This is a genomic window from Labrys sp. Lb11, assembly GCF_057554225.1.
Genome location: NZ_BAAJOT010000004.1, coordinates 881,859 through 903,871, shown reverse-complemented (window position 1 = coordinate 903,871; position 22,013 = coordinate 881,859). Strand labels below are relative to the sequence as shown.

The following is a 22,013-nucleotide window of genomic DNA, read 5'->3' as shown; positions in this document are numbered from 1 at the left end:
AGGCCTTCTTGCGCGCCGCCTCGACGAAAGCCGACCGCGCGGCCGTCACCCAGACGCCGCGGCCGGGAAGCTTGCGCTTGAGGTCCGGCGTCAGCACGCCGTCCGGCGAGGCGACGAAGCGGATCAGCTCTCCCACCGGCCGCACCAGGCGCGTGGCGACGCAGAGGCGCTCGAGCGCCTGCCGATCGTCAGCGATGTCCTCGGTGCGGTTGGCGGGCATGGTGGGTCATGCTCCGTGTCCGGCCGGCTCGGCGCCGGCTGCGTCAGCCTCCTCGGCTTCCGGCTCGGCGGCGGCCGGCGGCTCGATCCAGCCGGCCTTGACGCGGGCGGCGACGATGATCGCCTCCGCCTCCTCGCGAGACAGGTCGAACCCGTCGAGATAGCCGGCGTTCTTGGTCACCTCGCCGTCCTTGCGCTCGGTCCAGCCGACGAGATCGTCGGTGGCGCAGCCGGCCAGATCCTCCACCGACTTGACGTCGTTCTCGCCCAGCGCGACCAGCATGGCGGTGGTGACGCCCTCGACGCCCTTGAGCTCGTCCTCGACGCCCAGCGCCTTGCGCTTGGCGTCGAGCTCGGCTTCGACGCGGGCGAGATAGTCGCGGGCGCGGGTCTGGATCTCGGCCGCCGTGTCCTCGTCGAAGCCCTCGATCGAGGCGACGTCGGAGGCGTCGACATAGGCGACCTCCTCCACGGTCCGGAAGCCTTCGGAGGCCAGCAGCTGGCCGACGACCTCGTCGACGTTGAGGGCCTGCATGAAGGTCTGGGTGCGGACGACGAACTCCTTCTGGCGGCGCTCGCTCTCCTCGGCCTCGGTGAGGATGTCGATGTCCCAGCCGGTAAGCTGGGAGGCCAGGCGCACGTTCTGGCCGCGGCGGCCAATGGCGAGCGACAGCTGCGCCTCGGGCACCACCACCTCGATCTTCTCCGAATCCTCGTCGAGCACGACCTTGGAGACCTCGGCCGGCTGCAGCGCGTTGACGATGAAGGCGGCCACGTCCGGCGACCAGGGGATGATGTCGACCTTCTCACCCTGCAGTTCGCCGACCACGGCCTGGACGCGCGAGCCGCGCATGCCGACGCAGGCGCCCACGGGATCGATCGAGGAATCGCGGCTGATCACGGCGATCTTGGCGCGGGAGCCGGGATCGCGGGCCACAGCCTTCACCTCGATGATGCCGTCATAGATTTCCGGCACTTCCTGCTCGAACAGCTTGGCCATGAACTGGGGATGGGTGCGCGACAGGAAGACCTGCGGACCGCGCTGCTCGCGGCGCACGTCGAAGAGATAGGCGCGGATGCGGTCGCCGGGGCGGAAGACCTCGCGCGGCAGCAATTCGTCGCGGCGGATGATGGCCTCGCCCCGCCCGAGGTCGACGACGACGTTGCCGTATTCCACGCGCTTGACCAGGCCGTTGACGATGGTGCCGACGCGGTCCTTGAACTCGTCGAACTGGCGGTCGCGCTCGGCCTCGCGCACCTTCTGCACGATCACCTGCTTGGCCGACTGGGCCGCGATGCGGCCGAAATCGAAGGGCGGCAGGGTCTCGGCGATCCAGTCGCCGACCTGGGCGGCCGGGTTCTTGCGGCGGGCGTCCTCCAGCAGGATCTGGGTGGCGTCGTTCTCGATCTGGTCGACCACCTCCAGCAGGCGCGACAGCCGGATCTCCCCCGTCTTCGGGTTGATCTCGGCGCGCACCTCCGTCTCCTGGCCGTAGCGCGAGCGCGCGGCCTTCTGGATGGCGTCCTCCATCGCGGCGAGCACGATCTGCCGGTCGATCACCTTTTCACGGGCGACCGCGTCGGCGATCTGCAGAAGTTCGAGGCGGTTCGCGCTGACGGCCATCGTCGTGTCCTTTTGGAGAATCCTGAGTTCGAAGTTCGGCGTTCCGGTTCAGCGCTTCCCGCGCGCCGGCGGCTCGGCCGGCTCCTCCTCCGCTTCGGCGGCCTCCAGCTCCGCCAGAAGCGCCTTGGAGGCCGCCTTGGCGCGACGCAGCGACTCCGTGATCAGCGCGTCGGTCAGCACCAGGTGAGCCTCGCTCATATCGGCCATGCGCAGCTCGACGTCGAGCGCTTCGCCGGGCTGGGCATCCGAGCGGCGCAGCTTGGCCTTGACCCCGTCGGCGCCGAGCAGCGTGCCGCGGAAGCGACGGCGGCCGGCGACGATCAGCGTCATGTCGATCTTGGCCTCGTACCCGGCCCAGCGCTGGAAATCGGAGGCGCGCACCAGCGGCCTGTCGATGCCGGCGGACGAAACTTCCAGATGGTAGGGACGCCCGACCGGATCGTCGAGGTCGAGCACCGGCGAGATCGCCTTGCTCACCGCCTCGCAATCGTCGACGGTCATCGTGCCGTCCGGCCTCTCGGCCATGATTTGCACGGTGCAGCCGTTGTTGCCGTTGATTCGCACCCGCACCAGCCGGAAGCCCATCGGCACGACCGAACGCTCGACGATCGCGGCCACGCGCGCCGCCGCACCGGTCTCGGTGATCAGGCGCGGCTCGTGCAGGGCGTCGGGCGTTGCACCCGGTTCGGCGGTTTCGATGTCGGTTTCGGCCAAGGAGGACCCCGTAATACAAAAAGAGCGGGTCCCGGCAGGAACCCACTCTCAACGGCACGATCCGAAGATCGTCTATGAGATGTCCTTATCGGACAGGGCGGAATATAGGCCTTTTTGACACTGATGCAAGGGGGCGGGAGTCGGCCCTCCCGCCTCGGTCCGGCCTGGCGCCCTCCTCGCCCTTTTTTTGCTCGCTCGGAGCGTTCAGGTTCGGTTCAGTCGAAGCAGGATTGATTCCCGGCAATGCAACAGGAGCACATCATGCCCCTCAAGACCTACCTGATCGGACTTGCCGGCGCATTGGCGCTCTCGGTCTCCCCGGCCGCGATCGCCGCAGCCCAGCAGGCTCCGTCACATCCCATGATGGTCGCCCAGGCCGAGCCGGCGGACGGCAATCCCGACGACGCCCAGGCCAAGCGTCGCAAGAAGCTTCAGGAGATGAAGGCCGCCAGGGAGGCCCAGCAGCAGGGCGCGCCCGACCAGCAGGCGGACGATGCCCAGGCCAAGCGCCGCCAGAAGCTCCAGGAGATGAAGGCCGCCCGGGAGGCGCAGCAGCAGGGCGCGCCCGACCAGCAGGCGGACGATGCCCAGGCCAAGCGCCGCCAGAAGCTCCAGGAGATGAAGGCCGCCCGGGAAGCGCAGCAGCAGGGCGCCCCCGACCAGCAGGCGGACGACGCCCAGGCCAAGCGCCGCCAGAAGCTCCAGGAGATGAAAGCGGCCAAGGAGGCGCAGCAGCAGCGTGCGCCCGACCAGCAGCCGGACATGCCCGTTCGGCCGCCCAAGCCCAAGGCGGTGCAGGACGGGGCCGACCAGATGCCGCAGGCCACGCCGGATCAGAAGCCGCGCCGCAAGCCGCCCGCCGACCAGCAGGCCGAGCCCGTCCCGGCCGAGCCCGCCCGGCCCAGGCCGGTCGACCAGGCCAAGCCCGACAAGGCGCAACCCGATACGCGGCCGGCGCCGGTGGCCGACACGCCCGACGTGCTCAAGGACAGCCGACCGGCCGGCCAGCTGAGCGATGCGGAACTGCGCGCCAGGCTCGACGCCGCGCGCCGCCAGATCAACGACAAGTCGCTGCCCGCGGCCACGCGCGACAAGCTGCGCGAGACCATCGAGACCAGCCGTCAGGAAGTGCTGTCGCGCCGCAAGCAGCCGCAGCCCGACCAGGCCGGGCAACCCAAGCCCGTCGACCAGGCGCAGCCCGGGCAGCCCAAGCCGGCAGACCAGGCCAGGCCCGACACCAGGCCCGAGCCGGTTGCGGGCGGGTCCGACGTCCTCAACGACGGCAGGCCCGTCGGCCAGCTGACCGACGAGGAACTGCGCGCCCGGCTCGACACCGCACGCCGCCAGATCGGCGACAAGTCGCTGCCCGCGGCCACGCGCGACAAGCTGCGCGAGACCATCGAGACCAGCCGCAAGGAAGTCCTGATGCGCCGCGCCCGCGCCCAGAAGGGCGACAAGACCGGGCAGCCGGTTCAGCCCGACCAGGCCGGCCAGACGCCGCTGCCCGGCCGGCCGGACACCGGGCTGCCGACGCCGGTGATCGCCAATCCGCGCGTCGACGCCAACGCCGAGCGTCAGGCCACCGCCTTGCTCGCCGACCGGACGCCCGCCGGCAACCTGTCGAACGTGGCGCTGCGCGGCCGCCTCAGCCTCTATCGCGATGCGCTCGCCGGCGGCAATCTCTCGCCCGAGACCCAGAAGGCGCTGCGCCAGCGCCTGCGGGACGAGAGCCAGGCGTTACGCCAGCGCGTCGTCCTGCAGGAGAACACGCCGCCGTCGCAGCCCAGCCAGCCGGACCAGCCCGGCCGCCCGCGCCGGCCTCCGCCGCTGGTGGTGCTGCCGCCGACGCCCCAGGACATTCCCGGCATCATCGCCGACCGGCGCCAGTCCGTCGACCTCGACGAGCGCGGGCTGAACCGGCGCATCCTGGTCTATCGCGACGCCATCAACGACACCCGCTACTCGGACGCCGAGCGCGACTATTTCCGGCGCTACATGCTGGCCGATCGCCAGGAGCTGCGCCGGCGGATGATGGACGACCGGCAGAGGCGCTGGGACGAGCTGCGCTGGGCCCGGGACAATCGCCAGCTCGACGTCGACATCGATGTCGATCTGCGGCCGCCGATGCCGAACTACCGGCCGGTGCCGACCATCTGGGCGGCGGAAGTCGACGACGACGCCATCGAGGAGCAGCTGATCGCCCGGCCGCTGCGCCCCCTGCCCCAGCGCTATCCGCGCCAGGTGCTGATGGCGCAGCCCGAGACCGTCGTCGCGCAGCCGGAAGTGCGCCAGGCGATCCCGAGCGTCGAGCTGGACACGATCCACTTCGCCTTCAACGACGCCACCGTCAGCGAGGAGGAGATCGCCAATCTCGACCGCATCGGCCGCGTGCTCGAGAAGATCGTCGCCGCCCATCCCGGCGAGGTCTTCCTGATCGAGGGCCATACGGACGCGGTCGGCAGCGACGCCGCCAACCTGGATCTGTCGCGCCGGCGCGCCCAGTCGGTGAAGGATGCCCTGACCGAGTACTACCAGATCTCGCCGGACAACCTCACCACGGCCGGCCTCGGCGCGCGCTACCTCAAGGTGCGGACGCCGGACGCCGAACCGGAGAACCGGCGCGTCACCATCCGCCGCATCACCTCGCTGGTGCAGAACTGAGCCGCCGTCCGCGGCGCCGCGATGCCCGAGGCCGGGGGCGCAAGCCCGGCCTCGGGACGGAAGCTGCGCTTCCGGGAACGGCCCCTCGCCGCCCCGCGGCGCCGCCGGCCTCGGGCGTCGTCCGAGAACAAGTGCTCCAGGCGCGACGCCGGCCGGTCCCCTCCCCTTTGCGGGGAGGGGTGAAGGGCTGGGGGTCGTCGACGTAGGGTTCATCCTATCCTGCACGACCCCCACCCTTTCATCCCTCCCCACCCATCTCGGGTGTTCCCGAGATGGGCAGACAAGGAAGGCAAGTCGGAAACATCCGACTTGCCGGGGGAGGGAAGACGCGGGCGTCGCGGCAAGTCCGGCATGGAGCCCATCTCGCCCACAGGGTGGCTTCACAAAATTGAGGTGAAGCACTTAGTCCCGGACGCCGCCTTATGGGCGCCGGCTCCGGCAATACCCGTCCGGACCGGCCGGACCGCTCAGCCTCCGGCCGCCTCCCGCATCAGCAGAGCGATCTCGGCCACGGGCATGCCGTGATCCGACGAGGTGCGGTCGCCGTTGCGCAGATCGGTCATGTGCGTGTCGACGACATGGTCGTTGTAGACCTGGAGGTAGCGCATCTCGCCGATGCGGTCGGGGTTGCGCGGATAGAATTCCTGGCTGAGCAGGATGTGGTCGAGCACCTGATAGTCGCCGAAATGGATATGGGTGTAGAGCGCCGCGCCCGTCATGTGGCCGGCCTGCATGGCCGCCGCCGAATAGAGATGCAGGTCCCACAGGCGCCGGTTCTTGCGGCTCCATTCCTGCGGATCGGCCATCAGCGCCTTGAGGCTCTCGGGCAGCGGTTCCTCGCCGCGCACCAGGCCCGTGGTGACGCTGGCCAGTTCGTCGTTGAGATCGCCGAGGACCACCACCGGCTTCGGCACGCCGCCGCGATCGGCCATGTCGCGGGTGAGCATCAGCCGCAGGGCCGCCGCCTCGGCGCCGCGTTGCACCAGGGCACGCACCACGGCGGCGGCGCGCACGGCCGGATCACGCTGATCCTCGCCGTCGAGCACCACCGGGCGCTTCGACTTGAGATGGACGACATAGACGGTCAGGGAAGCCCCGGTCGGCAGGGACACTTCGGCGCGCAGCACCGGCCGCTCGAACAGGCGCAGGCCGGTGGCCACCGCGGTCTGCCGCCCCGCCTCGTCACGGCGGGCGACGAAGGCGTCGTTGAGCTCGGGCGGGAAGGCGGCGATCGAGTCCAGCCGCGTCACCGGCAGGCGGCTGGCCAGGCCGAGGCGCGGCGCGTTCAGCGCCCCGTCCGGCGTCCTGGGTCCGTCGTCCGTCGCGCCGGGCGCGGCGACGAAGGCGCCGGCGAAACGCTCCGACTTGGCCACCGCGGCGGCGAGCGCATCCTCGTGGAACACTTCCTGGAAGCCGACGATGTCGGCGCGCGAGCGCTCCAGCATGCCGCCGATCCAGGCGGTCTTGGCCTCGTATTCCGCCAGCGTATAGGGCTGCTGGTCATGGAAGCGCACGCCCGGGCGGGCGAGCAGGAAACTGTTCAGCGTGGCGATGCGCAGGATGGCGGCGGGCATGGCGGCTCATGATGGGACTGTCTGCCGCCAGACTATCCGCCGGACGGGCCGCTGTCGAAGGCCGCCGGTCAGCGCGCCTTGTCGACGCACGAGCGCCTGGCGTTCTTCGCCGCGACGGGGCACCCAGCTCGGCGCCCTCCTGCCAAAGCTCGCGAGATCCTTGGCCGCCGCCGGCTGCGCGGCCCCGGGCCAGGCCCAGAGCCCGGCGAGCAGGGCGGCGGCGAGGTGCGATCTCATGACGGGTCTCCGGTGTTCCCGCGGCCGCCCGATCCTATGCCCGGAACCGACGCCCTGTGAAGCAGCCCGGCCCATGCGGGCACGGCGGCCGCCGCCCCGCTGTTCGATTCCGCACGGCCCGCCGCCGGCCTACGGTTGCCGGCCGGCCTTGGAGCAGGCGAGCGCGGTCTTGACGCAGGCGATCGACGGCGTCGAGCATTGCGGCTGGCCGCCTTCGATGCGGCACACCATGCAGCCGTCGGCGATCTCCAGGCACGCGGGATGGGCCTGGACGAAGGCGAGGATGGAGCCGGGGGGCAGGCGGCGCCTCGGTCGGCCCGGCGTCTTCGGCGCGGCCGAGGCCGCAGCCCAGCAGCATGGCGAGGACCGCGGCACCGAGGAAGCGGGCCGGCGCGACGCTCACCGGTTCGGCACCGGGACCAGGGCTGCGGCCGCCAGCAGCAGCCAGGCGCCGATGGCGAGCGAGCCGCCGGTGGGCGCCGCCATCGGGAAGAGGCGGCCGCCGGTGATGGCGTTGAACGTCACCGCGCCGGAGAACAGGGTGACGGCCACGACCAGCAGCACCATCGCAGCCAGGGCCAGGGTCGGGTGCAGGACGCCGGTGCGCACCGCCGCGACGACGGCGAGCAGCACGGGAGCGTGGGCCAGCACCATGATGGCGGCATAGTCGATCGCCGGCCATTTGCCGTGCGCGGCCAGCGCCAGAAGGCCGATGCCGACAGCCCCGAACAGGCCGGCGACGGCGGCGACGGCACGGCCGAGCGTCATGCCGCCCGCCGCTCGGCCAGCAATTGCGCGATGGTGGCGCGCAGCGGCTCGATGCCGTCTCCGGTGCGGCTGGAGGTGGCGAGGATCTCCGGGAAGGCGGCCGGGCGCCGGGCGATCCTTTCGGCCGTTTCGGCGATGCGTGCCTCCAGGGCGCCGGCCTTGACCTCGTCGGCCTTGGTCAGGACGATCTGGTAGACCACGGCGGCGGCGTCGAGGGTCTTCAGCACCGCATCGTCGGTGCTCTTCAGGCCATGGCGGGCATCGACCAGCACGAAGACGCGGGCGAGGTTCACCCGCCCCCTGAGATAATCGTGGATAAGCCGGGTCCAGGCCTTCACCTTGGTCTCGGCCACCTTGGCATAGCCGTAGCCGGGCATGTCGACCAGCGTCAGGGCCGGGTCGGACCGGAAGAAGATCAGCTCCTGCGTCCGGCCCGGCGTGTGGGAGGTGCGGGCGAGCGCGTTGCGGTTGGTCAGCGCGTTGATCAGGCTGGACTTGCCGACATTGGAGCGTCCGGCCAGGGCGATCTCGATGCCGTCGGCCGGCGGCAGGTTGGCGAGGCTGGTGGCCGCCCAGAAGAAGTCCCAAGGCGCCGCGAACAGGCGGCGCCCGGCTTCGGTGAAGTCGGGCGCGGTGGGGCCGGTCATCCCCGCCTCAGGCCTTGGCCTTGGATTTGCGCGAGAAGATGCCCTTGAGGTTGTCCCACAATTCGATCTTGACGCCGTTCTTCTTCATGATGAAGGCCTGCTGCAGGATGGTCAGCGTGTTGTTCCAGGTCCAGTAGATCACCAGGCCGGCCGGGAACGAGCCGAGCATGAAGGTGAACATCAGCGGCATCCAGCGGAACAGCGAGGCCTGAATCGGATCGGGCGGCGCAGGATTGAGCTGCATCTGCAGGAACATCGAGATGCCCATCAGGATCGGCCAGACGCCGAGCATGAGGAACAGCGGCGGCGACCACGGGATCAGCCCGAACAGGTTGAAGATCGTGGTCGGGTCGGGCGCGGACAGGTCGTGGATCCAGCCGATGAAGGGCTGGTGGCGCATCTCGATGGTGATGAACAGCACCTTGTAGAGCGCGAAGAACACCGGGATCTGCAGCAGCACCGGCACGCAGCCGGAGACCGGATTGATCCGCTCCTTCTTGTAGAGCTCCATCATCGCCTGCTGCTGCTTCATCTTGTCGTCGGCGAAGCGCTCGCGGATGGCGGCCATTTCCGGCTGCACCTTCTTCATCTTCGCCATCGATTCGTAGGATCGGTTGGCGAGCGGGAAGAAGGCGAGCTTCAGGAGCAGGGTGACGATCAGGATCGCCCAGCCGAAATTGCCGGTGAAGCGGTAGAGCCAGTCGATCAGCTTGAACAGGTTCTTGGTGATGTAATAGAACCAGCCCCAGTCGATCAGCAGGTCGAACCGGGCGATGCCCAGCGACTTCTCATAGCCGTCGACGAGCGCGACCTCCTTGGCGCCGGAGAAGACGCGGTTGGTCACCTCGGCCTTGCCGCCGGGGGCGACGGTCCTGGGCTCGAACAGGAGATCGGTCTGGTAGGTCCTGACGCCGCCGGCCTCGGCCGACGAGAAGCGTGCGGTATAGGACGAGGCCTGGTCGGGAATGACGGTCGTGGCCCAGTACTTGTCGGTGATGCCGAGCCAGCCGGACGTCCCCTTCCATTCCCGCGAGGCCGCCTTGCTGGTGGCGTTGGCCTCCTTGTCGATGGTGCTGTAGGTGTATTCCTGCAGGCGGTTGTCGCCAAGGAAGCCGATCAGGCCCTCGTGCAGGATCCAGTAGCCGGCGACCGTCGGCGTGCCGTGGCGCGAGATCAGGCCGTAGGGCGAGAGTTGCACCTCGCCGGTGCCCTTGTTCTCGACCGCGTCGGTGACGGTGAACATCTGGGCTTCGTCGACGGCGATGGTGCGGCGGAACAGCAGGCCGGCGCCGTTGTCCCATTCGAGCACCGCGGGCTTGGACGCGGTGAGCGGGCCGGTCGACGCCTGCGTCCAGACGGTATCGGCAGCCGGCACCTTGACGCCGGAGCCGGGCTGCACAGCCCAGCCGAAATCGGCGTAGTAGGGCCCCTGGTTCTCCAGCACGTCGCGATGGTTAGCCGCGTGGACCGGCGAGCCCGACGGCGACAGCATGATGATGTGGGGTGACTTGGGGTCGATGGTCTCGCGGAAGTCCCGCAGCGACAGGTCGTCGAGGCGCCCGCCCTTCAGGTTGATCGAGCCGAAATAGCGGGGCGTGTCGATGGCGACGCGCGGCGTCGAGGCGACGACCTCGGCCCGGGTGGCGTTGGCCGCCGGCGCGGCGGCGCTGCCCGGGATGGCCGGCGCCTGACCGGGCGCGGCCGGGGCCTGGGTCTGCGCAGCCTCGCGCTGGGCGACCTCGTGCTGACGCTGCATCTGCGGCATGCCGACGAAGTACTGCCAGCCGATCAGGACGATCGCCGACAGGACGATCGCCAGCAGCATGTTCTTGTTGTCGACCTTCTTGTCGCCGTTCATCGTGCAGCCTCGTCGGCCGGTCGCCGCGCTGCACGGCCGCCGGGGCGGTCCGAATGCACGCGGCCGAACGCCGTCGTCAAGTCGTTCAGGATCGTTGCGAACGGCGCGTCGATGGCATTGTGCCGTCCGACCACCACATAGTCATACCCGACACGCGCGTGAAGCGCGCCGATCTGCCGCATCGCCTCGCGCAGGCGGCGGCGGATGCGGTTGCGCTCGACGGCACCGCCGTTCTTCTTGGTCACGGTGAAGCCGACCGCGGCCTCGCCGTCGAGGCCGGTTCGCACCCGTGCCTGCAAGGTCATGGTCGCGGCGTTCGCCTTGCGGCCGTCGCGGACGCGAAGAAAGTCCTGGCGCTTGCGCAGTCGCTGCATCGGAGGGAACGGGCGGCGCCCGTCCGGCCTCAGGCCGACAGGCGCTTGCGGCCGTGCGCGCGGCGCGCAGCGAGAACCTTGCGGCCCCCCTTGGTCCCGAGGCGGGCGCGGAAGCCGTGACGGCGCTTGCGGACGAGCTTGGAGGGTTGATAGGTGCGTTTCACGGGACTGTCTCCGCATTCGCGGCCGGATGCCGGGATCGAACTATGAGCGACAAAGCCCAGGCCGGATGCGGATCCAGCCCCTGCCCTGCCACAGGGTGTGACGTTCACAGGATGCCCGGGCCTGCCGTCAGGCCGGTGTCCGGATATCCTGCATGGAGAATCGCGGGCCCACTAACGCGAAAACGCGCCCCGGCGCAAATGCCACGGGCGCGACCAAGCCCAGGGGGCGGCGCCGAATTCGCCGGGGCTTATGCGGGAAGACGGGGGCGAAGTCAAATGTTCCGGCGCGTGACTTCACGTCCCGCGCGGCTTGGCCCGGGTCGTCGGCGGCGCGGCCAGCGGATCGTCGGGCCAGGGATGCCTGGGATATCGCCCCTTCATCTCCGTGCGGACGGCGGCGTAGGAGCCTTTCCAGAAACCGGGAAGGTCCTTCGTCACCTGGACCGGCCGGTGCGCCGGCGAGAGCAGATGCAGCGTCAGCGGCACGTGTCCGCCGGCGATGGCGGGATGGACGGCGAGGCCGAACAACTCCTGCACGCGCACGCAGACGGCCGGGCCGCCCTCGGCGTCATAGTCGATGGCAAGGCGCGAGCCGGTCGGCGCCTCGAAATGGGTCGGCGCCTCGGCGTCGAGGCGCTGGCGCAGCCGCCACGGCAGCAGGCCCGCCAGGGCCGCATCGAGATCGCCTGCCTCGATATCGGCGAGGCTGCGGCGCCCGAGGAGGTGCGGCGCCAGCCATTCGGCCGGGGTGGCGGCCAGGGCGGCGTCGGAGAGGTCCGGCCAGTCCTCGCCTTCGGCGGCACGCAGGAAGGCGACACGCTCGCGCAGTTGCGCCTGCGCCCGCGTCCAGGGCAGGCGGCCGATGCCGAGCCGGGCGACCCCGGCGGCCAGCGCCGCGGCCGCCTCGGCATCGAGGTCGAGCGGCGCGGTCCGCTCCGCCAGGAGCAGGCGGCGATAGCGCGTCACAACCCGCGAGCGCAGGCTGCCGGAGGCCTCGTCGAAGCCGGTCTCGATGCGCGTGGAGACCCCATGCAGCGCCTCGATCTCGGCCGGGGAGATCGGAGCCGCCAGCAAGAGGCGGGCGGACTGGGCCGCGCCGGCGACCTCGGCCACGACCAGGAACGGCTCGCGCGCCAGGCGGTCGTGCGGCTCCAGGCTCGCCCCCCGCCCGTTCTCCATGGTGACGGCGCCCGGCCGGCCCCGGGCCGCGGCGACGCGGTCGGGATAGGCCAGGGCCAGCACGGCGCCGCTGCGCGCCGGATCCGTCGCTCCGGGCCGGCCGCCCGCGGCCTTCAGCCAGGAGGCGGCCAGGCGCCGCATATCCTCCGCGCGCCGGCCGCGCTCCCGCCGGAAGCGCTCGACCCGCTCCACGAGGTCCGTGCCGTCGCCGCCGAGGCCGCGCTCGACCAGGATCGCGGCGATGTCGGCGGCGAGATCCCCCTCCCCCGCGGCGCTCGCCGCCACCAGCATGCGGGCCAGTCGCGGCGGCAGGGCCAGGGCGGAGAGCCGCCGCCCCTCGTCGGTCAGGCGACCGTCCGCGTCGACCGCCTCGATGTCCCGCAGCAGGGTCCGCGCCTCGGCGAGCGCCGGCTTCGGCGGCGGGTCGAGCCAGCTCAGAGCCAGGGGATCGGGCACGCCCCAGGCGGCGCAGTCGATCAGCAGCGGGCTCAGATCGGCCGCCAGGATCTCCGGCTTGGCGAAGGGCTCCAGGGCGCCGGTCCCCGCCTCCTCCCACAGCCGGTAGCACACGCCCGGCTCGATCCGGCCGGCCCGGCCGCGGCGCTGATCGGCGGCCGCGCGCGAGACGCGCACGGTCTCCAGGCGGGTGATGCCGATATCCGGCTCGTAGCGCGGCACCCGGGCCAGCCCCGAATCGACCACCACCCGCACGCCCTCGATGGTCAGGCTGGTCTCGGCGATCGAGGTCGCCAGCACGATCTTGCGCCGGCCCGGAGCCGCCGGCGCCACGGCCCGGTCCTGGTCGCGCCCGTCCATGGCGCCGTAGAGCGGTGCGATGTCGATGCGTGGATCGCGGACCCGCTCGGCGAGCAGGCGCTCGCAGCGCCCGATCTCGCCCTGTCCGGGCAGGAAGACCAGGATGGAGCCCGTCTCTTCCGCCGCGGCGCGCAGCACGGCGTCGGCCACCTCCTCCTCGATGCGGCGGCGCGGATCACGGCCGAGGTGGCGCGTCTCCACCGGGAAGGCCCGCCCGCGGCTCTCGACCACCGGCGCCTGGCCAAGCAGCGCAGCGACGCGGGCGCCGTCCAGCGTGGCGGACATCGGCAGGATGCGCAGATCCTCGCGCAGGCCCGCCTGGGCGTCGAGCGCGAAGGCCAGGCCCTGGTCGGCATCGAGGGACCGCTCGTGGAACTCGTCGAACAGCACGGCGGCGACGCCATCGAGGCCGGGATCGTCGAGAATCATCCGCGAGAACACGCCCTCGGTGATCACCTCGATGCGCGTCCTGGCCGAGACCCGCGATTCCAGGCGCACGCGCAGGCCGACCGTGCCGCCGACCGCCTCGCCCAGCGTCGCGGCCATCCGCGCGGCCGCGGCCCGGGCGGCGAGGCGCCGCGGCTCCAGCACCAGGATCTTGCGCCCCTGCGCCCAGGGCTCATTCATCAGCACCAGCGGCACCCGCGTGGTCTTGCCGGCGCCGGGCGGCGCCACCAGCACGGCGTTGGAACCTGTGCGTAGCGCGGCGGTGAGGGCGGGCAGCGCCTCGTCGATGGGCAGGGGGAGGTCGAAGGGCGGCATCGCCCCGATGTGGCGGAAGCCGCGGCTGTGCGCAATGGCCGGGCGGGCACAGTTCGCAATTGCGGCGCGGATGTTGCGATGCAACTATCCACAGGGGAATGATTCCCGTCCCGCGGCCAGGAACCCAAGCATGTCCGGCCTCATCATCACCGTCGCCCAGCAGAAGGGCGGCTCGGGCAAGACGACGATCACCGCTCATCTCGCCGTGGCCTATGCCCGGCAGGGCCGCAGCGTCGCCGTCCTCGACGTCGATCCGCAAGGCAGCCTCGGCCAATGGTTCGAGAAGCGCGAACGACGCCTCGGCGAGGGCCGCACCGGCCTGGAGTTCCGCACCGCCAGCGGCTGGGGCGCCCGGCGCGAGGCGCGCAACCTGGCGCGCGACTATGACCTGGTGCTGGTCGATACGCCGCCGAAGTCGGACCTCGAGTCGGGCCCGGCGGTGGAGGCCGCCGACCTGGTCGTCACGCCGGTGCAGCCGACGCCGGTCGATGTCTGGGCGACCGAGGCGACGCTCGCGATGATCGCCCGCGAGCGCGGGCGGGCGCTGCTGATTCTCAACCGCGTGCCGCCGCGAGCCGCGATCACCGACGACATGGTCAAGGCGGTGCTGGCCACCGGCGCGGCGGCGCAGGCGCGCCTCGGCAACCGTGTCGCCTTCGCCCAGAGCATGGGTGAAGGCTCCACAATCCTGGAAGCGGCGCCCGGCGGCAAGGGCGCGCAGGAAGTCGAAGCCCTGGCCGCGGAAGTGCTGCGCTACGCCGCGCGCTGACGGCGCACGGACCTTCGGTGAAAAAACCTTGCGGAACGGCAGGGATGGCTCGGTCGGATCCGGAAAAAAGCCGCAGCCCGGCCATATGGTGCGCTTTTGCGGAGAGTGTGACTTTTCTCCCATTTACGCGACGACTGGCGGACGGGCAGAGTGAATCCGTTTCGGATGGACCAGTGACGCTATGGAACGGCGCGCCTATGATGCCCCCCTCGATCCCGCCCTTGCGGTGTCAGGACTGCTGACGCGCCTCGGCCTGTTCCTGCTCGTCGTCATCGTGCCGGTGCTGGCGATGGTGTCGCGCCGCACCGTCGGCATCCTCGTGCCGATCGCCACGGCGCTCCTGATCCTGGCAGCGGCCCTGGACGGGCGCCTCGTGCTGGCTTGCGGGCGCTTCGGCCGGGTTCTGGTGTCACCCCAGGCGCTCGCCCTGGCGGCCCTGCTGCTGTGGGTCGCCGTCACCTTGTTGTGGACGCCGCGCCCCATCGAGGCGCTGGGGCGCCTGATCAGCGTCATCGGCAGCGTGGCGCTCTTCGCCGGCGCCATCGCCTGCCTCAAGGACCAGGCCAAGCTCAGCGACGTCAATCTCATTCCCGTCGGGGTCGCCATCGCCGCCCTGGCGCTCGCCACCCTGTTCGTGCCGCACTCGCCGCTCGCCTCGCTGGTCGGCCCCAATCCCGACAGCGCCGAGAGTCAGCGCGCCGCCACGCTGCTGGTGCTGCTGGCCTGGCCGGCGATCGGCTCGCTCGCCTCCAAGGGACGCACCTGGCAGGCGGTCGCCATCGGGGCGCTGGTGGCGCTGGCCCTGTGGCTGGTGCACAACCTCGTGGTGATCGCCGGCTTTCTCGCCGGGCTGCTGGCCTTCCTGCTCGCGACCTGGCGGCCGCGCACCAGCATCGTCGCGATCGGCGGCAGCGTCCTGGCACTGCTGCTGCTGGCGCCCCTGGCGGGCTGGCTGATGGCCAAATATGGCGGCTTCCTGCTGCCACGCGAGGGCGACAGCCTGGTCGCGGCCTGGCGCGACGTCACCTATTCCCTGCCCACCCATATCCTGCAGGGCTTCGGCTACGAGGCGAGCGGCGCGCTCGAGCGCGGCTCCAGCGGCGTCGTGCTCGGCTCTCCCCGCAACGCGGCCCTGCAGATCTGGCTTGAACTCGGCCTGGTCGGCGTGGCGCTGGCCGCCGTCGCCCTGTTCGTGGCGCTCCTGGCGATCGAGAGGGTCGATGCCAAGGCCCAGCCGGCGACGCTGGCCGTGTTCGCCTCGGCCGCCGTGATGATGTTCTCAGGCCTGGCTGCCTGGCAGAGCTGGTGGATCACCGCACTGGGCCTGACCGCCGTGTCGCTCGCCTTCGTCTCGCGCCGGGCCCGCAGCTGGCGCTAGCCCGTCTTCGCGGATTCGCGCGCGGAAACGTCGATTTCGAGGTTTTTTGAGCGCGTAAGTATTTGATCTGATTGAGGCGAGGTTCGCATGTTCTACCGGAATCGGCTGTAGTGAAGACCTAGGCTATTTCCAAGATACGGTTTGGCGTGCATAGATTCATGTCGCCATGTTTCTGCGACGAACCGAGCGAAGGAAGGACGGCAAGACGCATACCTACTGGAACATCGTCGAGAACAAGCGTCTCGACGATGGCCGGGTGGTGCAGCGGCAGGTTTTGTATTTGGGTGAAATCAACTCTTCTCAGGCCGCCGCCTGGCGCAAAGCCATCGAGGTGCTCGATACCGACACCGGCGATCGACAGACGCTGGCTCTGTTTCCGGAGGATCGCTGCCAAGCCGTCGCGGCCGATGCCTCAGTGGTGCAGCTTCGCTTGTCGGAGCTCCGGCTGTGCCGGCCGCGCCAATGGGGTGCCTGTTGGCTGGCCGGGCTCCTATGGCGCGACCTGCACCTCGATCGGTTCTGGGCCGACCGCCTGCCGCCGAGCCGCAAGGGGACACGCTGGGACCAGGTGCTTCAGGTTCTGGTGACCTATCGCCTGATCGCACCGGGCAGCGAATGGCGCCTGCATCGCGAATGGTTCGAGCGTAGCGCCATGGCCGACCTCTTGGGGGCGGACTTCGGGTTGGCCGAGGCGCACAAACTGTATGCCTGCCACGACCTGCTCCTGGCGCACAGGCAGACCCTGTTCGCTCATCTGGCGGAGCGCTGGCGCGATCTGTTCAACGCCCGCTTCGACGTGCTGCTCTACGATCTGACCAGCACCTATTTTGAGGTCAACGCCTCGGATCTGCCCGAGGGCGACAAGCGCCGTCACGGCTATAGCCGCGACAAGCGGCCGGACTGTCCGCAAGTGGTGATCGCCCTGGTCGTCACCCCGGAGGGCTTGCCTTTGGCCTACGAGGTGCTGGCCGGCAACACCGCCGACAGCAAGACGCTGGGGATGTTCCTCGGCAAGATCGAGCAGCAATACGGCAAGGCGCGGCGCGTCTGGGTGATGGATCGCGGCATTCCCACCGAGGCGGCCCTGGCACAGATGCGGGCCAGTGACCCGCCGGTCCAGTATCTGGTGGGAACGCCCAAGGGACGGCTGAACCGCCTGGAAAAGCACCTGCTGGACAAGCCCTGGCAGGAGGCGCGGCAGGGCGTTCAGGTGAAGCTGCTGGCCGAGGATGGCGAACTCTATGTCTTCGCCCAGAGCCTCGACCGCGTCTCCAAGGAACGGGCCATGCGGCGGCGGCAGTTGAAATGGCTGTGGAAGCGGCTCCGGCAGATCGCCGCCATGGCGGTCTCCCGCGAGGAGCTCCTGATGAAGCTGGGCGCCGCGCGCTCCAAGGCGCCGACCGCCTGGCGCCTGGTCGATGTCGACATCGACAAGAACGGCGGGCTGACCTTCCGCCTCGACCGCAAGAGGCTGCGAACCATCAGACGGCGTGAAGGGCGCTATCTGCTGCGAACCAATCTCACCGACAACGATCCCGCCCTGCTATGGCAATATTACATTCAGCTCGTCGCCGTCGAAGAGGTCTTCAAGACCCTGAAAGGCGACCTGGCGATCCGCCCGGTCTTCCACAAGGATGAGAGGCGGATAGAAGCCCACATCTTCATCGCCTTCCTGGCCTATTGCCTGCAGATCACCCTGACCCGCCGCCTCCACGCCCTGGCCCCGGGACTGACCGCTCGAAGTGCTCTGGAAAAGTTCGTTGCCATCCAGATGATCGACGTCCACTTGCCCACCACCGATGGTCGCGAGATCCAGCTGACCCGCTACACCCAGCCCGAGCCCGAACTCAGCCTCCTCATCAGCCGCCTCAAGCTCCAATTGCCGCCACAGCCCCCGCCCAGAATCACCTCCTCCGTCCTCGCCCAAGCCAGTCGACGTAGTGAAGACCTTTTAGCCTAACCCATTGATCGCCAACCGCGGGGATGCCTCAATCTGCCCCCAATCCGCGAAGACGGGCTAGAGCAAAGCGCGTTTTGGTGGAAACGCTCTTTGCTCTAGCTCCTTGTTTCGACGCGTCTTTGCGACTTGACGCGAGTCCGTCAAAACGCAAAACGCTTTAGGCAGGTTCTCCGGAACCTGTTTGGGCAGAATCGAGCCTGCGAACTCGATCGTTGCGGAAGCCGCGAGGCACTGCTCAGGCTCCGGCTCGGCGCAGGCCCCGCAGCCGCTCCAGCGCCGCATCCAGCGTCTCGTCGCGCTTGGCGAAGCAGAAGCGCACCACCGAGGAGACCGCGCCCTCGGCGTAGAAAGCCGACACCGGGATGGCCGCCACGCCGTGATCCGACACCAGGCGCCGGCAGAAGGTGACATCGTCCTCGGCAATGCCGCTGGCGGCGAGGTCGACATTGACGAAGTAGGTGCCGGCGCTTGGCAGCACCGCAAAGCCGGCTTCCGCGAGGCCGCGACTCAGCCGGTCGCGCGAGCGCTGCAGGTCCCGGCGCATGCCGTCGAAATAAGCATCCTCCTTGGCCAGCCCGTAGGTCACGGCCACCTGCAGGTTCGGCGGCGTGGTGAAGGTGAGGAACTGATGGGCCTTGGCCAGGACCCGCATCACCGGCGGCGCAGCCATGACGAAGCCGACCTTCCAGCCGGTGAGCGAGAAGATCTTGCCGGCCGAACCGATCTTGACTGTGCGCTCGCGCATGCCGGGAACGCCGATCAGCGGCCTGTGGCGGCGGCCGTCGAAGACCACATGCTCCCAAACCTCGTCGCAAACCGCGATCGCATCATGGCGCTGGCAAAAGGCGGCCAGAACAGCCAGATCCTCGTCCGGAAAGATCGAGGCCGAGGGATTGAGCGGATTGTTGAACAGAACGACCCGGGTCCGGGGCGAGAACGCCTCGGCCAGCGCCTCTTCCGTCAGCCGCCAATGCGGCGGCTCCAGGCGCACGAAGCGCGGCACCCCGCCGGCGCGCCGCACCAGCGGCAGATAGGCGTCGTACATCGGCTGGAACAGCACCACCTCGTCGCCCGGCTCGATCAGCGCCAGCAGCGCCCCGGCGATCGCCTCGGTGGCGCCGGAGGTGATCATCACCTCGGCCTCAGGGTCCAGCTCCAGGCCCTGGAAACGCCGGTAATGGGCGGAGACCGCCTGGCGCAGTTCGGGCAGGCCCAGCATCGGCGGATACTGGTTCCAGCCGGTCAGCACCGCCTCGGCCGCCATGCGGCGCACATCCTCCGGGCCGGGATCGTCGGGGAACCCCTGGCCGAGATTGACGGCGCCGGCCTCGCGGGCGAGCCGCGACATCGCCTCGAATATGGTGGTGGGCAGGTCGGCGAACACGGAATTCATGACAAGATCTGTAGACGCGAGGCCCCTCCGAGGCAATGTCCGAAACGATCGGGCTTTGCGCCGGCCGGGCGGCGGTGGCAATGATCGGCGCGCATGTCCCCGCGCTTTCCCGCCCTCGCTCCCCGTCTCGCCATGCCGCCCCGGGCGGACTGGATCTTTGCCGTGCGCACCACCGCGGGCGGGCTGCTGGCCCTGGTCGCCGCCTCGGCATTGCGGCTCGGCCAGCCGCAATGGGCGATGATGACGGTGTTCATCGTCTCTCAGCCGATCGCCGGCATGGTGCTCGCCAAGGGCTTCTTCCGCCTGGCGGGCACGCTGGCCGGTGCCCTCGTGGCTGTCGGCATGACCGCGGTCGCAGGCGATTCGCCCTGGCTGTTCATCGCGATCCTGGCGGCGTGGATCGGGCTGTGCACCTTCGTCGCCTCGATGCTGCGCAACCCGGAAGCCTATGGCGCGGCGCTGGCGGGCTACACCGCCGCGATCATCGGCCTACCCGCCCTCGGCCATCCGCATCTGTCGGGCGAGCTGGCGGTGGCGCGCTGCACCGAGATCATGCTGGGCATCGTCTGCGCCGGCATCATCGGCCGCTTCGTCCTGCCCCAGCTCGCCCGCGACACGCTCGTCGAGCGTCTCGCCGCCTGCATCGCCGACCTCGCGCGCTACGCCTCCGGACCGATCCGCGGCCTCGGCAAGGACGAGCTCGACGGCATGTATGCCCGGCTGATCGCCGACACGCAGGCACTGGCCGCCCTGCGCGCCTATGCCCGGCTGGAAGCGCCGCGCCTGGTCACCCATGGCCGCAGGGCTCGCCACACCATCGGCCACATCCTCGCCGCCCTGTCGGCGGCACGGACGCTGCAAGCTCGCTCCGCCCATCCCAGCCGCACGCTGCAGCCGCTGCGACAGGCCTTCGCCGGCATCCTCGCCGACATGGCGGCCGGGCCTGAGGCCCTGCGCGAGGTGCGTCCGTTCATCGCCCGCATCGAGGCGCTCGCCGCCGCGGCGCAGCGCGCGTTCGACGAAGGCAGTCTGGAGGACGACGACAATGTCGGCACCGTCGCCCGCCTGACCATGCTGATCGAGTTCCTCGGTGCCCTGAAGACGGCCTTGCAGGGCCTGGCGGCGTTGCGCCTGCGCTCGCCCGACGCGGTCGGTCCGCACGGGTTGCCGACGCTCCTGGTCTCCCGCGACCATGAGGCGGCGCTGGCCAACGCGGTCCGCGCCGCCGCGGCCAGCCTCTGCGTCGCCGCCTTCTGGATGGCGACGCGCTGGTCGGACGCGGTCGGCACCGCGATCATCGTCGCGGTGGTGTCGAGCCTGTTCGCCTCGATGCCCGATCCCGTCCGGTCGGCCTGGGGCTTCTTCAAGGGCACGCTGCTGGCCGCGCCCTTCGCCTTCCTGGTCGGGCAGATCCTGCTGCCGGCCTTCCCGGGCCTCGGCTGGTTCGCCCTGTTCGTAGCCCCGGTGCTGATCCCGGCCGGACTCGGCATGGCCGATCCGCGCTTCACCGGCCTGGCCACCGCCTTCGCCATCAATTTCCTGGTCTTCCTCAGTCCGCATGAGATCACGGCCTATGCGCCCCATGTCTTCTTCGCCAGCACGGCCTCGATCTTGATAGGCATCCTGATCAGCATCGGCGTCTTTACCGTGGTGCTGCCGCTTCGACCGCGCGAGAGGATCGCCCGGCTGATCGACGCCATGCATGGCGATCTCCTGCGCCTGTGCCTGCATGAGCGCATCCCCAGCCCCTCGGCCTTCGAGAGCCTGGCCTATGACCGCGTCAACCAGCTGATGCCGTTGCTGCAGCGCCAGGGCGAGGCCGGCAAGGTGAGGCTGGACGGCGCCGTCGCCTCGGTGATGCTCGGGCTGGAGATCCTGCGCCTGCGCCGGGCGCTCGCCGCCGAGATGCTGCCGGCCGGCGTGCGCCGGGTGCTGGCCGACAGCCTCGCCGGCCTCGCCCGCCTGATTCGCACCGGGCCGCACGGCGAAGGGCAGGCGCTGGCGGCCGTGGCGGCGCTGCGGTCGGCCGCGGCCGGCATCACCGCGCAGGATCCGGCCCCTGCCCCCCTCCACGCCGCCGCCTCGCTGCGCCTGATCGCGGCGGTGATCGAGGACCACCCGTCCTTCTTCACACGCCCCGACGGCGACGGGCGCGCCGCCTGAGCGGCGGGCCCGGAGTCGCGGGCGCATTCGCAACCCGGGCTTTGCGTTTGCCGCAAGGCTCCATAGATAAGGCGCACCGCAAATCGAGACCGCCGATGACGTTTCCCCACGACAGCATGACCGACCACGGGCCGCGCTCGCCCTTCCACGCCACCACGATCCTGATGGTCCGCAAGGGCGGGCGGGTGGTGATCGGCGGCGACGGGCAGGTGAGCCTCGGCCAGACGGTGATCAAGGGCAATGCCCGCAAGGTGCGGCGGCTCGGCAAGGGCGACGTCATCTCGGGTTTCGCCGGCGCCACGGCCGATGCCTTCACCCTGTTCGAGCGCCTGGAGGCCAAGCTGGAGCAATATCCCGGCCAGCTGACGCGCGCCTGCGTCGAGCTTGCCAAGGACTGGCGCACCGACCGCTATCTCAGGCGCCTGGAAGCGATGATGCTGGTGGCGGACAAGTCGGTCAGCCTCGCCCTGACCGGCACCGGCGACGTGCTGGAGCCGGAGGGCGGCGTGATGGCGATCGGCTCCGGCGGCAACTATGCCCTGGCCGCCGCCCGGGCGCTGGCCGACACCGACCTCGACGCGGAAGCGATCGTGCGCAAGGCCATGGGCATCGCCGCCGACATCTGCGTCTACACCAACCACAATCTGGTGCTGGAGAGCCTGGACGCGGCGTGAGCGGCCGGCGCTCAGCCCTCGGCACCGTCGGGCAGGCCCGCGAGCACCGTGGTCGGGGCCGGCGGGAGCCGGCCGTGTC

General features: G+C 70.2%; 17 protein-coding genes. 6 read left to right on the top strand and 11 right to left on the bottom strand.

From position 1 onward, the window contains the following. The 3 genes from AC27L4_RS18710 to rimP all read right to left on the bottom strand — a co-directional run. On the bottom strand, positions 1 to 220 hold a 220-nt coding region (locus AC27L4_RS18710), incomplete at its 3' end, for a DUF448 domain-containing protein (protein WP_487143808.1). Positions 221 to 226: 6 nt separating this feature from the next. After that, positions 227 to 1,843, bottom strand: coding sequence for a transcription termination factor NusA (gene nusA / locus AC27L4_RS18705; protein ID WP_487143806.1), 1,617 nt, complete (start codon positions 1,841 to 1,843; stop codon positions 227 to 229). 48 nt (positions 1,844 to 1,891) lie between these two features. Continuing rightward, positions 1,892 to 2,557 carry a ribosome maturation factor RimP gene (rimP, locus tag AC27L4_RS18700; protein ID WP_487143805.1) on the bottom strand — a complete coding sequence of 222 codons (666 nt, stop codon included), beginning with the start codon at positions 2,555 to 2,557 and terminating at the stop codon, positions 1,892 to 1,894. Between the two features lie 261 nt (positions 2,558 to 2,818). On the opposite strand from rimP, the gene AC27L4_RS18695 reads away from it, so the two are divergent. Beyond that, on the top strand, positions 2,819 to 5,218 hold the full coding sequence (locus tag AC27L4_RS18695) for an OmpA family protein (protein ID WP_487143804.1): 2,400 nt from the start codon (positions 2,819 to 2,821) through the stop codon (positions 5,216 to 5,218). A 467-nt stretch (positions 5,219 to 5,685) separates the two neighbouring features. On the opposite strand, the gene AC27L4_RS18690 is transcribed toward AC27L4_RS18695, so the two are convergent. The 7 genes from AC27L4_RS18690 to hrpB form a co-directional block, all read right to left on the bottom strand. Next, complete coding sequence (locus AC27L4_RS18690) at positions 5,686 to 6,792, bottom strand: endonuclease/exonuclease/phosphatase family protein (protein WP_487143803.1); 1,107 nt, start codon at positions 6,790 to 6,792, stop codon at positions 5,686 to 5,688. Between the two features lie 636 nt (positions 6,793 to 7,428). After that, entirely contained in the window at positions 7,429 to 7,797 is a 369-nt protein-coding gene (locus AC27L4_RS18685) for a DUF423 domain-containing protein (RefSeq protein ID WP_487143802.1), read from the bottom strand. Next, entirely contained in the window at positions 7,794 to 8,444 is a 651-nt protein-coding gene (gene yihA / locus AC27L4_RS18680) for a ribosome biogenesis GTP-binding protein YihA/YsxC (RefSeq protein WP_487143801.1), read from the bottom strand. The genes AC27L4_RS18685 and yihA overlap by 4 nt, the downstream gene beginning before the upstream one ends. 7 nt (positions 8,445 to 8,451) lie before the next feature. Then, positions 8,452 to 10,302, bottom strand: coding sequence for a membrane protein insertase YidC (gene yidC / locus AC27L4_RS18675; RefSeq protein WP_487143800.1), 1,851 nt, complete (start codon positions 10,300 to 10,302; stop codon positions 8,452 to 8,454). Further along, positions 10,299 to 10,676, bottom strand: coding sequence for a ribonuclease P protein component (gene rnpA, locus AC27L4_RS18670; RefSeq protein ID WP_487143798.1), 378 nt, complete (start codon positions 10,674 to 10,676; stop codon positions 10,299 to 10,301). Before rnpA ends, yidC begins: the two co-directional genes overlap by 4 nt. Positions 10,677 to 10,705: 29 nt before the next feature. Next, entirely contained in the window at positions 10,706 to 10,840 is a 135-nt protein-coding gene (rpmH, locus tag AC27L4_RS18665) for a 50S ribosomal protein L34 (RefSeq protein ID WP_307426214.1), read from the bottom strand. A gap of 294 nt (positions 10,841 to 11,134) precedes the next feature. After that, the gene (gene hrpB, locus AC27L4_RS18660) at positions 11,135 to 13,597 is read right to left on the bottom strand and encodes an ATP-dependent helicase HrpB (RefSeq protein ID WP_487143796.1); all 2,463 of its coding nucleotides are present in this window, start codon (positions 13,595 to 13,597) and stop codon (positions 11,135 to 11,137) included. Between the two features lie 130 nt (positions 13,598 to 13,727). On the opposite strand from hrpB, the gene parA reads away from it, so the two are divergent. The 3 genes from parA to AC27L4_RS18645 all read left to right on the top strand — a co-directional run bounded on the left by parA (position 13,728) and on the right by AC27L4_RS18645 (position 17,704). Continuing rightward, positions 13,728 to 14,366 carry a ParA family partition ATPase gene (gene parA / locus AC27L4_RS18655; RefSeq protein WP_487143795.1) on the top strand — a complete coding sequence of 213 codons (639 nt, stop codon included), beginning with the start codon at positions 13,728 to 13,730 and terminating at the stop codon, positions 14,364 to 14,366. 181 nt (positions 14,367 to 14,547) lie between these two features. Continuing rightward, complete coding sequence (locus tag AC27L4_RS18650; protein WP_487143794.1) at positions 14,548 to 15,744, top strand: hypothetical protein; 1,197 nt, start codon at positions 14,548 to 14,550, stop codon at positions 15,742 to 15,744. 166 nt (positions 15,745 to 15,910) lie between these two features. Beyond that, entirely contained in the window at positions 15,911 to 17,704 is a 1,794-nt protein-coding gene (locus AC27L4_RS18645; RefSeq protein WP_487139914.1) for an IS1634 family transposase, read from the top strand. 235 nt (positions 17,705 to 17,939) lie between these two features. On the opposite strand, the gene AC27L4_RS18640 is transcribed toward AC27L4_RS18645, so the two are convergent. Then, on the bottom strand, positions 17,940 to 19,097 hold the full coding sequence (locus tag AC27L4_RS18640; protein WP_487143792.1) for an aminotransferase: 1,158 nt from the start codon (positions 19,095 to 19,097) through the stop codon (positions 17,940 to 17,942). A 93-nt stretch (positions 19,098 to 19,190) separates the two neighbouring features. On the opposite strand from AC27L4_RS18640, the gene AC27L4_RS18635 reads away from it, so the two are divergent. Together AC27L4_RS18635 and hslV are read left to right on the top strand one after the other, a co-directional pair. Continuing rightward, complete coding sequence (locus AC27L4_RS18635; protein WP_487143791.1) at positions 19,191 to 21,260, top strand: FUSC family protein; 2,070 nt, start codon at positions 19,191 to 19,193, stop codon at positions 21,258 to 21,260. 95 nt (positions 21,261 to 21,355) lie between these two features. Beyond that, positions 21,356 to 21,934: an ATP-dependent protease subunit HslV gene (gene hslV, locus AC27L4_RS18630; protein ID WP_487143789.1), complete on the top strand. Its 579-nt coding sequence runs from the start codon at positions 21,356 to 21,358 to the stop codon at positions 21,932 to 21,934. Positions 21,935 to 22,013: the final 79 nt, after the last annotated feature.